Genomic DNA, 13477 nt, shown 5'->3' on the forward strand with positions numbered 1-13477 from the left:
AGAGCTGTCCCCCTTGCCAAGGGGGACAGTCCGGCCGCGCGCGGAGCGGAGGCGTTAGCCGCAGCGATGTGCGGACGGACGGGGGGTGCCGAGGCCGGCGCGAGCTATTGAGACAGCTTGGGCATCGCCTCGCGGCGCTCGGTCTCCTGCTGCTCGACCTGGTCCTGGACCGTGTCGTTGGCCCAGCCGCGCGTGATCATCCACGTGGCCACGACAGACAGGATCAGGATGGCGGCCACGAAGACGGCGGCAAAGAGTCGGGACTGGCGGCGAGAGAGCGGCATCGGACCGGGGGCGTGCGCCGTGCCAACCCGGAGGCGCGGGGCGCGGATCCGTGGAGACGCGGGGGAGCGGGCGCTGGGACCGCCGCGCCGCGAGCCGGGGGCTAGCTTCCGGCCCCACACGCCCGCGCCCCGATGGAGACGACCGTCACCGACACCGCCACTCGCCTCGCCGGACGCTTGTCCGAGCGCATCCGGTCGGTCCCGCCGTCGGGCATCCGGCGCTTTTTCGAGATCGCCGCCACCATGGACGACGTGATCTCGCTGGGCATCGGCGAGCCCGACTTCGTCAGCCCCGACCCGATTCTGCAGGCCGCCCACCGGGGGCTCGACGCGGGCAAGACGGGCTACACGGCCAACCTCGGCCTCGCCGAGCTCCGCGTCGCCATCGCCGACGAGATGGACCGGCTCTACGGCCTCACGTACGCCGACAAGGACGAGATCATCGTGACGGTCGGCGCGAGCGAGGCCATGACGATCGCCATGCTGACGCTCGTCGGGCCGGGCGACGAGGTGCTCATTCCGGAGCCGTGCTTCGTGAGCTACGGGCCGATCGCCGAGTTCTGCGGCGCCAAGGTCGTCTGGGTGCCGACGCGCGCCGAGAACGACTTCCAGGTCACGGCCGACGACATCCGCTCGCGCGTCACCGACAAGACGAAGCTCCTCTTCCTGGGCTACCCCAACAACCCGACGGGCGCCGTGCTCCGCCGCGACACGCTCGAAGCGATCGCCGAGGTCGTCGTCGAGCACGACCTGTTCGTGCTGTCCGACGAGATCTACGACCGGCTCGTCTACGGCGACGCCCACGAGCGCGGCCACGTGTCGGTCCCGTCGGTCGAGGGGATGTACGAGCGGACGGTCCTGATCGGCGGGTTCTCGAAGGGCTACGCGATGACCGGCTGGCGGATCGGGTACGCGTGCGCGCCGAAGCCGATCATGGACCAGATGTACAAGGCGCACCAGTACATCGTGATGAGCGCGCCGACGCTCGCCCAGATCGGGGCGCTCGCGGGCATTCGAGAGGCGCAGCCGGACGTGGAGCGGATGCGGCAGGCCTACGATGACCGCCGCCGCCTGATCGTCGACGGCCTCAACGCGGCCGGCCTGCCGACGTTCGAGCCCGAAGGCGCCTTCTACGCCTTCCCCGACATCACCTCGACGGGCCTGTCGTCGGAGGACTTTGCGCAGCGGCTGCTCCAGGAGGAGCACGTCGCGTGCGTGCCCGGCTCGGCGTTCGGCCCGAGCGGCGAGGGCTACCTCCGGTGCTCGTACGCGACGGCGATCGACCAGGTCGAGGAGGCCGTCACGCGGATCGCGCGGTTTGCCGACAAGGTGCGGGGCGAAGGGTGAGGGATGGAGGGGTAGAGGTATGGAGGGACAGGTCTCTCCGCTCATTCCTCTCGCATCCCTCATCCCTCTCCGATCCCTCTACCGTCGCCGTCGGCAGATCGTCCCAGCACGTCGTGTAGCGGGGCGAGAGAAGGTCGCGGCGCATGCCCCAGCCCGTCGCCTCGCCCGCGTGGATGCGGCGGAGTTCGTCGGGCGTGCCCTGGGCGGCGACCACGAGCGCGTCGCGGCCGAAGCGCCGCGAGATCCGGTCGAGCGCCTCCATCACCTCGGGGCGCTCGCGGACGGGTGCGTCGAAAAGGTGGGCCTGGCCCTCGCCCGCCGGGCCGAGGCCGGTCAGCATCACGCCGGCCTTTTTGAACCGGGGCGCGCCGCCGCCGGGGCGGACCAGGCACGACGCCACCAGCGACCGCGCGGCGCGGACGATCGCGAGCGTGTCGTTCGTGGGCGTCGGGAGCTCGACGACCGCGCGGCCGTGGTGCACCGGCGACCCGTGCCGGCCGGTCGTCACGAACGTCTCGACGACGGACGCCGCGAGCCCGTCGCGGCGCAGCATCGCGGCGGCGGTCGCGGCGTGCATCGAGACCGCCCGGCCGATCGGCTCGGCCTCGGTCTGCGGGTGGCCGAACATCCGCGAGCGAACAAGCGACTGGCGCGGCGGGGGCGCCTCCGAGAGCGGCAGGCACGAGACGCCCCGCAGCTCGAGTGCCGTCCGCAACAAGACGACGTTGTAGTATTTGCGGAGGTACGTGTCGTCGAGCGCCGCGAGCCCGGCCGCCGTCGGCGCGCCGTCGAGCGCGAGCCGCCGCGCCCAGCGCCGGCCCACGCCCCACACGTCGCCGACGGGCAGCGCCGCCAGAAACCGCTCGCGGTCCGGGTGCCCCCACCAGCAGACCGTCTGGCTCTCCAGCGTCCGCGCGTACTCGCTGGCGGCCTTCGCGAGCGTCTTGGTCTCGGCGATCGAGACGCGAACCGGAACGCGGGTGGCGTCCCAGACGGCCTGGCGGACCGCCCGCGCCAGCGCGTCCAGGCGCTCGGGCTCGGCCTCGGGGCGGCTCGCATCGGCGCGCAGCTCCAGAAACGCCTCGTCGATCGAGTACCGCTCGACCTCGGGCGAGAACCGCTCCAGCACGCGGAGCACGCGCGACGACAGGTCGTGGTAGAGCGCGTAGTTGGAGCTGAACACGGTCACGCCCAAGCGCGCCAGCTCGTCGCGCACCTTGAAGTACGGCGCGCCCATCTCGACGCCGAGCGCCTTGGCCTCGGCGCTCCGCGCGATCACGCAGCCGTCGTTGTTCGACAGCACCACGACCGGCCGGCCGCGCAGCTCGGGCCGGAAAAGCTGCTCGCACGAGCAGTAGAACGCCGAGCAGTCGACGAGCGCGATCAGCCGCCGCGTGGCCCCGCTCATGGCTTCCCCCGGAGCGAGCGGACGACGTGCGTGACGACGCCGCAAATGAGGAGCTCCTGGCCGTCGCCGAACCGGATCTCGTGGTACCGGTGCGACTCCTCGGGCAGCGGGTCGGGCGCGAGGTACGCCCCCGCTGCGTCGCGGCAGAACCGCTTGACGGTGTGCTCGCCGTCGACGAACGCGACGACCAGGTCGCCCGGCTCGGGCGCGAGCGCGGCGTTGACGACCAGCAAGTCGCCCGACCACACGCCCGCCCGCATCGCGCTCCGGCCCTCGGCGCGGACGTAGTAGGTGGCGGCTTCGTCGCGGATGACGAGCTCGTTGAGGTCGAGCGCGCGCTCGACGTAGTCGCTGGCGGGGGACGGGAAGCCGGCGGCGCAGGGGTCCTGAAACAGGGGGCGGACGAGGGGCGGGCCGGCGACGAGCAAGACCGGCGCGGAGGTCGTCATGGACAGGGCGGAGGAGACGGGTCCGAAACATGGCGTTAGGCGCTGCCATCTCCGGTGTCAGCATGTGCGAATGGGGTGGAACCCCGGGCCCTGCCTCGCAGCCTCGGTGAGACCGGGTAGATTTTCGGTCACCGATCCCCTCCTACGATGCGCCTCGTCCTCCTGTCGGCGGTTCTCGCCCTCGCCGCTGGCGCCTCGGCCCAGACGTCGTCCGCTCCGGCGCCCCCCGAGGAGGCGGCGTTCTTCGCCCGTCGAGGCGACATCGCCCTGACGGCCGGCGTGTTCGGGGTGGGGGGCGGGGCCATCAGCCACCTCGGCGCGCGGTACTGGGTCTCGGACCGCACGGCCGTCGGGGCGGACGTGGGGGAGGCCACCCTCGACGTCGGCGGCTCCGAGGCCGACGACCAGCGGTTCCCCTCGTACATGACGTCCGTCCACGCGCAGAGCGCGAGCCTGTGGGCCGAGCGCCACGTCGCCTCGCCCTGGTCGGCCGTCTCGTTGGTCGCCGGCGTCCGCGTCCACGCCGGCCTCCAGAGCCGCGACGTTTCCCGCTACCTCATGTATCTCGCCTGCGACGTCGAGCCGTGCGAACTGGCTGGGTTCGGGGCGTCGGCCCGCGAGGAGGCCGTCACCGGCGGGGTCTCGGCACTCGTCGGATACGAGGTCCGCCTGTTCCGAGGGCTCACCGTCGGGGTCACCTCGGAGGTGGGGCTGGCGCGGACCTCGGCGACGCTGACCGAGCGCTGGGCCGACCGCGAGCCGGCCCGGTCGGAGCGTGCCGAGTGGCACGCGGTGACGGACAGTCGGCTCTCGGTGTCGGTCTACTTGTAGTCTGGCATTTGCTTCGACACGGACGGCCCAGCGCCTCGCGCAACAGCGAGGCCCGGCGGTTCCTGCTGACCGGCCGCGCCGGCGTCCTCATGTTCTGACCCCCTGTCCTCCGACGCCATGCCCCGCCTCATTGCCTTTCTCCTTCTGCTCGCGATGTCGGCCTCGGCGGAGGCTCAGTCCGAGTGGGTCCCGACCGACTGGGCGGTGGCCGGCACGGCGTCCTACGCCGGCGCGGTGTACGTCGACCGGGACAGGAACCTGGAGGACCTGCGCGGTCCGAGCGCCTCGATCGACGCGACGTGGAAGCGGCTCAGCGTCGGGGCGGCAGTCGCGTCGTTCCCCGACGACACCGTCACACTCGTCGGCGGGGCATTTCACCTCGCGCGCAACCTCAAGCAGCAGGTGGTGTCCTCCATCGGCGTCGCCTTTCAGACGGCCGAGAACAGCGATGACTACCTGATCCCGACGTTCACGCACTCGCGGAGGCTCTCCGGTGTCCCGGACGCCGCGCTGATCGGAAGCCTCGCCGTGGGCGGCGCCGTTCCGACCACTCCCGGCCCGCGGAATGACATCGCGCTGACCGCCACCGGCGCGCTGTCGTGGCTGACCGACCGCGGCCCCGTGCGGACCGTCGTCTCGCCGTCGGTCGGGGTGGCCCTGTCGCAGGTGTCGAGCGCGTCGGTGGGCGTCACGCTCGGCCTCGCGCTCGGCGGCGACTGAGGCGCGGGGCGCCCGAGGCGCGTCGGTAGCTTCCGGCTCCCCCCGCACGCCCATGTCCGACCTTTCCGACCGCGTCGATACCCTCGGCGGGTACCTCGACATCGACGGCCGCCGCGCCAAGCTGGCGGCGCTCAAGGCGCGGCGCCTGGAGCCCGGGTTCTGGGACGACCCCGAGGCCGCCGGCCAGGTCGAGCAGGACATCGCGGCCGAGGCCGACTGGATCGACGCCTTCGACCGCCTGCTCGCACGGCGCGACGACGTGGCGACGCTGCGCGAGATGCAAGCCGAGGCGGATGACGCCGACCTCGGCGCCGAGATCGAGGCCGAGGAGACGGCGCTCGCCAAGGCCCTCGATGCGCTCGAACTCCGCGGCATGCTGGCGGGGCCCGACGACCACCGCACGGCGATCCTGACCATCAACTCGGGCGCGGGCGGGACCGACGCCCAGGACTGGGCCGACATGCTGCTCCGCATGTACACGCGCTACGCCGAGCGCAGCGGCTACGAGCCGACGCTCCTGGAGTATCAGGAGGGGGAGGAGGCCGGCATCAAGAGCGGCTCGCTGCGCGTCGCCGGGCGGTGGGCGTACGGCTACTTGCGCGCCGAGACCGGCGTCCACCGGCTCGTCCGGATGAGCCCGTTCGGGTCGGGCGACAAGCGCCAGACCTCGTTCGCGAGCGTGTTCGTGTACCCCGAGATCGACGACGCCATCGAGGTCGACATCAACCCGGCCGACCTCGAGCTCCAGACCTTCCGCTCAGGCGGCAAGGGCGGCCAGAACGTCAACAAGGTCGAGACCGGCGCGCGCTACGTGTGGACGGGGACGCTCTCGAACGGGCAGGCCGAGCGCGTGGTCGCCGAGTCGACCGAGCAGCGGAGCCAGTTCCAGAACCGCGACCGGGCCATGCAGATGCTCAAGTCGCGGATCTACGCGCTCGAGCAGGCCATCCGCGAGGCGGCGCGCGACGCCGAGAACGCGGGCAAGAAAAAGATCGAGTGGGGCTCCCAGATCCGCAGCTACGTCTTCCAGCCGTACACGATGGTCAACGACCACCGGACCGAGCTCAAGGACGGCGACGTGCAGGGCGTGATGGACGGGGACCTCGACGCGTTCATCAAGGCGTACCTCTTGCAGGAGACCGGCCGCGCGTCGTCGGAGGGGTAGTCCGGTTGGGCTAGGCGGTGCGGCGCAGACGGGGCCATCTTGATGACCTCCCACTCGGCCGCTGCCATGGCTCGCGCCCTCTCGCTCGTCCTCCTCTTTGCCCTCGCCGCCTGCGACACCGTCGGCCCGGTGGCGGTCTCGAACCCCGTCGTCGCGCCGGTCACCGAGGACCTCCCCGCCATCGACCCGGCGGACGTGGCGACCGTCGAGGCGTACCACGCCCGACGGGCCGCGCTCGACGCCGAGATCCGGGCGGCCATCGACCCCAGCGCCTCGGGCCCGCAAGCGTGCTGGCTGCTGCCGCTCGGCCACAAGGCGTGCGGCGGGCCCGTCCAGTACCTCGTCTACGGGGCGTCGACGCCGTCGGCGCCCCAGGTGCTGCGGCTGGCGCGCGAGTTGTACGCGCTCGACGTCGCCGCGCAGGAGGCGCTGGGGCTCGCGTCGACGTGCGACATCGCGCCGGTGCCCGAGGTCCGGTACGCCGACGGCCAGTGCTCGTCGGCGCTTCTTGAGGGCGTCCCGGTCCGCGAGTAGCGGCACACCCCCACCTCCCGGAGCCATGCGCATCGCCGCCCTCCTCGCCCTCCTGCTTGTCGCCGCGTGCGACACGCCGGGGTACTCGCAGGCCGACTACGAGCGCGAGCACGACGCGGCGGTCGCCGCGCTGGAGGCCGCCATCGGGACGCCGCGCGCGTCGAGCCTCGCCGCGTGCCGCGTGGTCGCCGTCGGCGAGCGGGCGTGCGGCGGGCCGAGCACGTTCCGCGTGTACTCGGTCGAGACGGCGGACTCGACGGAGATCGAGCGGCTGGCGGCGCGCGTCGCCGAGATCGACCGGGTCGCCATCCGCGAGCTGGGGCTGGTGTCGACGTGCGAGCTGCGCGAGCCGAGGCCGGTCCTCCTCATCGACGGGGTCTGCCAGTTCGAGCCAATCGTCCTCGACTAGCCCGCCCGCTGTGGGGACAGGGTTACCATTCGCGACCCCTCCCGGACGGCATGCGCGCTCGCTACGACTACCTCGTCATCGGCTCCGGCGTCGCCGGTCTGTCCTTCGCGCTCCGCGCCGCCGCGCACGGGACGGTGTGCGTGGTCACCAAAAAGGAGTCGGCCGAGAGCAACACGAACTACGCGCAGGGCGGCATCGCGGCGGTCATGGCCCCGGGCGACGACGTCGAGGCGCACGTCGAGGACACGCTCATCTCGGGCGCGGGGCTGTGCCACGAGGACGTGGTGCGGATGGTGGTGACGGAGGGCCCCGAGCGCGTCCGCGACCTTATCGACCTCGGCGCGCAGTTCGACCGCGACCCCGACGGCGACCTCCACCTCGGCCGTGAAGGCGGCCACTCGGCCGACCGGATCGTGCACGCGACCGACATGACCGGCCGCGAAATCGAGCGGGCGCTGCTGACGGCCGTCCGCCGATCGAAAAACATCACCGTCCTCGAGTACCACTACGCGGTCAACTTGCTGACCGAGCACCAGCTCGGCGAATCCGTCGAGGCCGGCGACGCGCTGACGTGCTTCGGGGCGTACGTGCTCGACAGCAAGACGGGCGTGGTCCACACCGTGCTGGCGCGGGCGACGCTGCTGGCGGCGGGCGGGGCGGGGCAGGTCTACCAGCACACCACGAACCCGCCGGTCGCGACCGGCGACGGGATCGCGATGGCGTACCGGGCACGCGCGGTCGTGGCCAACATGGAGTTCATGCAGTTCCACCCGACGAGCCTGTACCTGCCGGGCGCCGACTTCGGGGGGCGGAGCTTCCTGATCACCGAGGCCGTCCGCGGCGACGGCGGCCTGCTGACCAACCTGGCCGGCGAGCGCTTTATGCCCGCCTACGACGACCGCGAGGAGCTCGCGCCGCGCGACGTGGTCGCCCGCGCCATCGACGACCAGATGAAAAAGCGCGGCGACGAGCACGTCTGGCTCGACATCTCGCACAAGGACTCGGAGGCGGTGCTGAAGCATTTCCCGAACATCCAGGAGACGCTGCTGGCGCACGGCCTCGACATGACGGCGGGCCCGATCCCGGTCGTCCCGGCGGCCCACTACACGTGCGGCGGCGTGGTCGTGGACAACGAGGGCCGGACCTCGATCGCCGGGCTGTTCGCGTGCGGCGAGGTGACGTGCTCCGGGCTCCACGGCGCGAACCGGCTGGCGTCGAACTCGCTGCTGGAGGCGCTCGTCTACGCCCACAACGCCGTCGGCCCGGCGCGCGCGCACGCGGCGGCCGTCGGCCACCAGGAGCGGATCCCGGACTGGGACGAGTCGAACGCCGAGAACCCCAGCGAGTGGATCCTGGTATCGCACAACCGCGAGGAGCTGCGGCGCGTGATGCAGAGCTACGTCGGGATCGTGCGGAGCACGCTGCGGCTGGCGCGCGCGGCCCGGCGGATCGCGCTGATCCACCGCGAGACGGAGGACTTCTACCAGCGCACCAAGCTGTCGGCCGAGCTGTGCGAGCTGCGCAACCTGGTGGCCGTCGCCCACCTCATCATCTCGTGCGCCCAGCGCCGCCACGAGAGCCGCGGCCTGCACACGATGGCCGACTACCCGGAGACCGACCCGGCCCAGCGGCACGACACCGTCTTCGTCGGCGGCGTCGAGGCGTGAGGGGCCTGGGGCACGGGGCCTGGGGCAGCGGCGCGGTCCGCAGTCTGTGGGCCGTCGCCCTGTTGGCGCTCGGGGCGTGCGCGGGCGGCGGCGAGGAGGCCGCGTTCGTCGGGCACGCGGACGCCGCCTACGTCGGCGCGGCGGCGTGCGCGTCGTGCCACGCCGACATCTCGGCGGCGTACGCCGGCCACGGCATGGCCCAGTCGATGGCGGAGTGGACGCCCGAGACGCGCATCGAGCCGACGCTCGACACGCCGATCGTCGACGCGAGCACCGGGTTCGAGTACCGCGTGGTCGAGGTCGACGGCCGGCTCGCACAGGAAGAGCGCCAGCTCGCCGCCGACGGGACGGAGATCGCCCGGCTCGTCCGCCCGATGGACGTGATCGTCGGCTCCGGCGACGCGGCGCGGACGTACCTCGCCCGACGCGGCGACCGGTTTATCGAACTCCCGCTGACGTGGTACACCCAGGGTGGCGGGCGCTGGGACTGGAGCCCGGGGTACGAGACCGGCAACCCCCGCTTCGACCGCGTCGTGCCCGACGGGTGCCTGTCGTGCCACACCGGCATCCCCCAGCGGCTCGTCGGCGTCGAGGACGGGGTCGTGTCGCTGCCCGACGGCATCGGGTGCGAGCGGTGTCACGGGCCGGGCTCGGTCCACGTCGAGGCGCGGCTTGCGAGCGATGGACCGGAGGGCCCCGACCCGACGATCGTCAACACGGCGCACCTCCCGCTCGAGCTCCGCCTCGACGTGTGCAGCCAGTGCCACTTGCACGCGACGGTCGACGTGCTCCGCGACGGGGAGACGGCGTACTCGTACCGCCCCGGCCGGCCGCTCGCGGCGCACGAGGCGCTGTTCGCCGTGCCCGGCGTCGAGGAGGGCGCGGGCGTGGCCGTCGTGTCGCACGCGGCGCGGATGCAGGCGAGCGCGTGCTTTCAGGAGTCGCTGGCGAGCGCTGCCCCGCTCGAGTGCGTGACGTGCCACGACCCGCACCGGGGCTTCGAGTCGCGGCCGGCAGGCGCGCCCAGCGCGTCGTGCGTGACGTGCCACGAGGGAATCGGGGAGGCGGTCCCGGCTGCGCTCCGCACCGAGCACCTCGCGCCGACGGGCTGCGTGTCGTGCCACATGCCGCGTGTCGAGGCCCAGGACGCGCCGCACTCGTCGTTTACCGACCACTGGATCCGCGTCGTGGACGGGCCGGTGCGCGAGGCGGCGCCCCAGGTCGGGCGGAGCGGCGTGGTGTCGCCGCTGGCGGCGCGCGACCGGGACGGCGCGGAGGGCGGCCTCTACGAAGGCGTCGCCGCCGTGACCTACGGGATCCGCTCCGGCGACGCGCGCGCCGTCGCCCAGGGCGCGCAGTTCGTGACCATCGCGCTCGACCAGCTCGGCGACGGGTTTCCGGACGCCCGGTTCGTGCTCGGGGTCGCCCTCTTGCAGGCCGGGCGCCCGGCCGACGCCCTCGCACCCCTCGCGGCCGCCGCCCAAGCCGCGACGCCCGACACCGAGCCCCAACGACTCGAAACGCTGGCGCGCGCGCTCGCCGATGCGGGCCGAGCCGGGGAGGCCGACGCCGCCTTCCGCCGCGCGATCGCCGCCCAGCCCCGGCGGCCGGCCTCGCGCCGCGAGCACGGCCGGTTCCTGCTGGCGCAGCGCCGCCCGGCCGACGAGGCGCTCCGGGAGGCGGTCCGCCTCGACCCCTGGGATGCCGAGGCGCACCTTCTCCTTGGGCTCGCGCAGCGGGCGGCGGGGGAGGATCCCGACGCGAGCTGGCGCCAGGCCGTCCGCCTCGACCCCGACCTCGGGGCGGTGCTGGCGCCGGTCGTCGACGGCGCCGACGTGTTCGGGTGGCCGCGCCCGGCGCCGCTGGCGGCGAGCACGCCGGTCACCGTCTTTACCACGTCCGGCACGCGCGTCGCGAGTGGGGCGTGGGGCGAGGTGGCGCCCCGGCTGGCGCCCGGGATTGCCGTCGTGTCGACGCCCGCCGGCGTCCGCCGCGTCGCCGTCGCGCCCGGAGGGGAATTGTGAAGCGGTTTCGACCGAGCCGTCGGTGCCCTCGAGAGGACGGTCGGCCCCCTCGAGGGCGCCGTCGGCACCACCGAGGGGGCCGTTGTCGCTTTTGAGGGAGCCGTCGTCGCCCTGGACGGAGCCGTCGGCACTACGGAGGGCGCGGTGGCCGATCTCGAGGACGGCGTCGCTGCCTTGGAGGGCGCGGTTGGTGCCATCGAACGGCCGATCGCCGCCTCCGAGGGAGCCATCGCCCACATCGAGCGGGTCGTCGTCGTGCGAGTCCTGGGGCGCGCCGAGCGAGCGCGGGGTGGATCGGGACGGGGAGCGTCCCGTGCGAGCAGGCCCCGTCGGCCGGCTGCGCGAGCGGAACCGCTCCCGGCCTGGACATAACGCAGAATGCACACGAAACGGGGGATCAGAGGGCTCCAGGGGCCGTTGATGGATTGCGACGCCCGGGCCCCCGACGTACCTTCGGGAGTGCTCCTCTGCGGAGCGAGCCTTGGGTGGCCTGCCACCCGTTGTTTTCGGCGTCCCGCCCGGGTCCGACCCCCGGCCGACCGCCCGAGCGACGCCCGTTCCGCCGAACGGGCGTTTTCCGTCTCTATCCCCCGCCTCGCTTGTCCACCTCCGCCAGCCCGCTCGCCGACCGCATCCGCGCCCTCGCTGAAGAGGCCGTGGCCGACACCGACCTGTTCGTGGTCGGCGTCGAGGTGCGCGGCTTCGAGGGGAGCCGCGTCGTGGAGGTGCTCGTCGACTCGCCCGGCGTCGCCGACGCCAAGGCGCTGACGGCGGTGAGCCGCTCGCTCGGGTTCGTGCTCGAGACCGAGGACGTCGTCAAGGGCCGCTACCGGCTCGACGTCTCGACGCCGGGCGCCGACCAGCCGCTCGTCGACGCGCGGCAGTACGCCAAGCACGTCGGCCGGCCGCTCGCGGTCACCTTCGAGCGGGCCCAGGACGAGGTCGTGACCGTCCAGGGCGAGCTCGTCGCCGCCGACAGCGAGACGTTGACGCTCGACGGCGAGACCGCCCCGATCCCCCTCGACGCCGTCCGCGACGCCCGCGTCGTCCTGCCCTGGTGATCGGTCGTCGGCGCCGCCCGACCACCGACAACTGACAACCGAACACCGACACCCCTATGCAGTCCACCGTCCTCGTTTCCTCCTTCGCCGAGATCGCGCGCGAGAAGGACATCGACCGCGACACGCTCCAGGTCATCATCGAGGACGTGTTCCGCGCGATGATCGCCAAGCGCTACGGGGCCGACGACCCCGAGGCGTTCCAGATCGTGTTCAACCCGGACAACGGGGACTACCAGATCCTGCACGTCCGCGAGGTCGTCGAGGACTACGACCTCGAGGACCCCGTGCTCCAGATCGAGTACTCCGACGCCGTCGCCATCGACGAGGAGTACGACATCGAGGACCAGGTCGCCATCAAGATCCTGATTGAGGACTTCGGGCGCCGCGCCGTCCAGGCCGCGCTCCAGACGTTCCGCCAGCGGATCCGCGACATCGAGAAGGAGAACATCCACCGCGAGTACTCCGAGCTCATCGACGAGATCGTGGTCGGCGAGATCTACCAGACGCGCCGCCGCGAGGTCCTCGTGCTCCACAACAAGACAGAGCTCGTGCTCCCGCGCCAGGAGCAGATCCCCAAGGACCGCTACCGCAAGGGCGACATGCTCCGGGCCGTCGTGCTCGACGTCGACCGCGACGCGGGCGCCAGCCCCCAGGTCATCGTCAGCCGCGTGGCGCCGGTCTTTATCGAGCGGCTCTTCGAGCTCGAGGTGCCCGAGATCTACGACGGCATCATCGAGATCAAGAAGATCGTCCGGCTGCCCGGCGAGCGCGCCAAGATGGCCGTCATCAGCCACGACGACCGGGTCGACCCCGTCGGCGCGTGCGTCGGCGTCAAGGGCTCGCGGATCCACGCCGTCGTCCGCGAGCTGCAGGGCGAGAACATCGACGTGGTGCCGTGGACCGACAACACGATCGACTTTATCAAGCGCTCGCTCGCGCCGGCCAAGCCGATCGCCGTCGAGCTCAACGACGAGCTGACCCCGCCCCGCGCCCGCGTCACCGTCCCCGCCGACGAGGTCTCGATGGCGATCGGCCGCGGCGGGCAGAACATCCGGCTCGCGTCGATGCTGACCGGCTACGAGCTCGACGTCTACCGCGACATCAAGGCCGACGAGGAGGACGTCGACATCGACGAGTTCTCCGACGTCATCCCGTCTGCGATCATCCAGTCGCTCAAGGACATCGGCTGCGACACGGCCAAGGCCGTCTTGGAGCTCCAGCCGTCCGAGCTGGCGCGCCGGACGGGGCTGACCGACGAGCAGGCCCAAAAGATCACCTGGCTCATGGAGGCCGAGTTCGAGCGCGACGCCGACGGCGAGGCGCCCGACACCTCCGAGCTGGCGGCCGACCTCTCGGCCGACCTCGCCGCCTCCGCCCAGGCGGCCGAGGCCGCCAACGGCGAGGCGCCCGACGCCGATCCTACGGCCGAGGCTGCCGACGCCCCGGCGGCCGAGGCCGACGAGACCAAGCCCGCCGCTGACGCGGCCGAGCCCGAGACGGAGCCCGTCTCGGAAACGGCCGCCGACGACACCGACGATTCCGACGACACGGCGGCGTAAGCGCCGTCCCCCTAGTTTT

At 72.6% G+C, this 13477-nt stretch carries 13 protein-coding genes; 10 read left to right on the plus strand and 3 right to left on the minus strand.

Going from position 1 to position 13477, the window contains the following annotated elements; all coding sequences use genetic code 11:
* Nucleotides 1-104 precede the first annotated feature (104 nt).
* Complete coding sequence (locus ACLIRP_RS05215; protein WP_412062903.1) at nt 105-284, minus strand: hypothetical protein; 180 nt, start codon at nt 282-284, stop codon at nt 105-107.
* A gap of 132 nt (nt 285-416) precedes the next feature.
* Here ACLIRP_RS05215 and ACLIRP_RS05220 point away from each other — a divergent pair, with 132 nt between their 5' ends.
* Nucleotides 417-1631 (plus strand): pyridoxal phosphate-dependent aminotransferase, encoded by a 1215-nt coding sequence (locus ACLIRP_RS05220; RefSeq protein ID WP_412062904.1) that lies wholly within the window; start codon nt 417-419, stop codon nt 1629-1631.
* Here ACLIRP_RS05220 and ACLIRP_RS05225 read toward each other — a convergent pair.
* Both ACLIRP_RS05225 and umuD read right to left on the minus strand, forming a co-directional pair.
* Nucleotides 1585-3039: a Y-family DNA polymerase gene (locus ACLIRP_RS05225; RefSeq protein ID WP_412062905.1), complete on the minus strand. Its 1455-nt coding sequence runs from the start codon at nt 3037-3039 to the stop codon at nt 1585-1587. The genes ACLIRP_RS05220 and ACLIRP_RS05225 overlap by 47 nt on opposite strands.
* The gene (gene umuD / locus ACLIRP_RS05230) at nt 3036-3488 is read right to left on the minus strand and encodes a translesion error-prone DNA polymerase V autoproteolytic subunit (protein WP_412062906.1); all 453 of its coding nucleotides are present in this window, start codon (nt 3486-3488) and stop codon (nt 3036-3038) included. The genes ACLIRP_RS05225 and umuD overlap by 4 nt, the downstream gene beginning before the upstream one ends.
* Nucleotides 3489-3635: 147 nt before the next feature.
* On the opposite strand from umuD, the gene ACLIRP_RS05235 reads away from it, so the two are divergent.
* The 9 genes from ACLIRP_RS05235 to nusA all read left to right on the plus strand — a co-directional run bounded on the left by ACLIRP_RS05235 (nt 3636) and on the right by nusA (nt 13458).
* Nucleotides 3636-4319 carry a hypothetical protein gene (locus tag ACLIRP_RS05235; RefSeq protein WP_412062907.1) on the plus strand — a complete coding sequence of 228 codons (684 nt, stop codon included), beginning with the start codon at nt 3636-3638 and terminating at the stop codon, nt 4317-4319.
* A 117-nt stretch (nt 4320-4436) separates the two neighbouring features.
* The gene (locus tag ACLIRP_RS05240; RefSeq protein WP_412062908.1) at nt 4437-5039 is read left to right on the plus strand and encodes a hypothetical protein; all 603 of its coding nucleotides are present in this window, start codon (nt 4437-4439) and stop codon (nt 5037-5039) included.
* Between the two features lie 52 nt (nt 5040-5091).
* Nucleotides 5092-6204 (plus strand): peptide chain release factor 2, encoded by a 1113-nt coding sequence (prfB, locus tag ACLIRP_RS05245; RefSeq protein WP_412062909.1) that lies wholly within the window; start codon nt 5092-5094, stop codon nt 6202-6204.
* Nucleotides 6205-6270: 66 nt separating this feature from the next.
* Entirely contained in the window at nt 6271-6738 is a 468-nt protein-coding gene (locus ACLIRP_RS05250; RefSeq protein ID WP_412062910.1) for a hypothetical protein, read from the plus strand.
* 25 nt (nt 6739-6763) lie between these two features.
* A complete protein-coding gene (locus tag ACLIRP_RS05255; protein WP_412062911.1) occupies nt 6764-7147 on the plus strand; it encodes a hypothetical protein in 384 nt (127 codons plus the stop codon).
* Nucleotides 7148-7197: 50 nt separating this feature from the next.
* Nucleotides 7198-8814: an L-aspartate oxidase gene (nadB, locus tag ACLIRP_RS05260; RefSeq protein ID WP_412062912.1), complete on the plus strand. Its 1617-nt coding sequence runs from the start codon at nt 7198-7200 to the stop codon at nt 8812-8814.
* Nucleotides 8811-10838 carry a tetratricopeptide repeat protein gene (locus tag ACLIRP_RS05265; RefSeq protein ID WP_412062913.1) on the plus strand — a complete coding sequence of 676 codons (2028 nt, stop codon included), beginning with the start codon at nt 8811-8813 and terminating at the stop codon, nt 10836-10838. Before nadB ends, ACLIRP_RS05265 begins: the two co-directional genes overlap by 4 nt.
* A gap of 599 nt (nt 10839-11437) precedes the next feature.
* On the plus strand, nt 11438-11899 hold the full coding sequence (gene rimP / locus ACLIRP_RS05270) for a ribosome maturation factor RimP (RefSeq protein ID WP_412062914.1): 462 nt from the start codon (nt 11438-11440) through the stop codon (nt 11897-11899).
* A gap of 56 nt (nt 11900-11955) precedes the next feature.
* Nucleotides 11956-13458 (plus strand): transcription termination factor NusA, encoded by a 1503-nt coding sequence (gene nusA, locus ACLIRP_RS05275; RefSeq protein WP_412062915.1) that lies wholly within the window; start codon nt 11956-11958, stop codon nt 13456-13458.
* Nucleotides 13459-13477 lie beyond the last annotated feature (19 nt).

The sequence above is a fragment of the Rubrivirga halophila genome (assembly GCF_046845755.1).
Taxonomy (GTDB): domain Bacteria; phylum Bacteroidota; class Rhodothermia; order Rhodothermales; family Rubricoccaceae; genus Rubrivirga.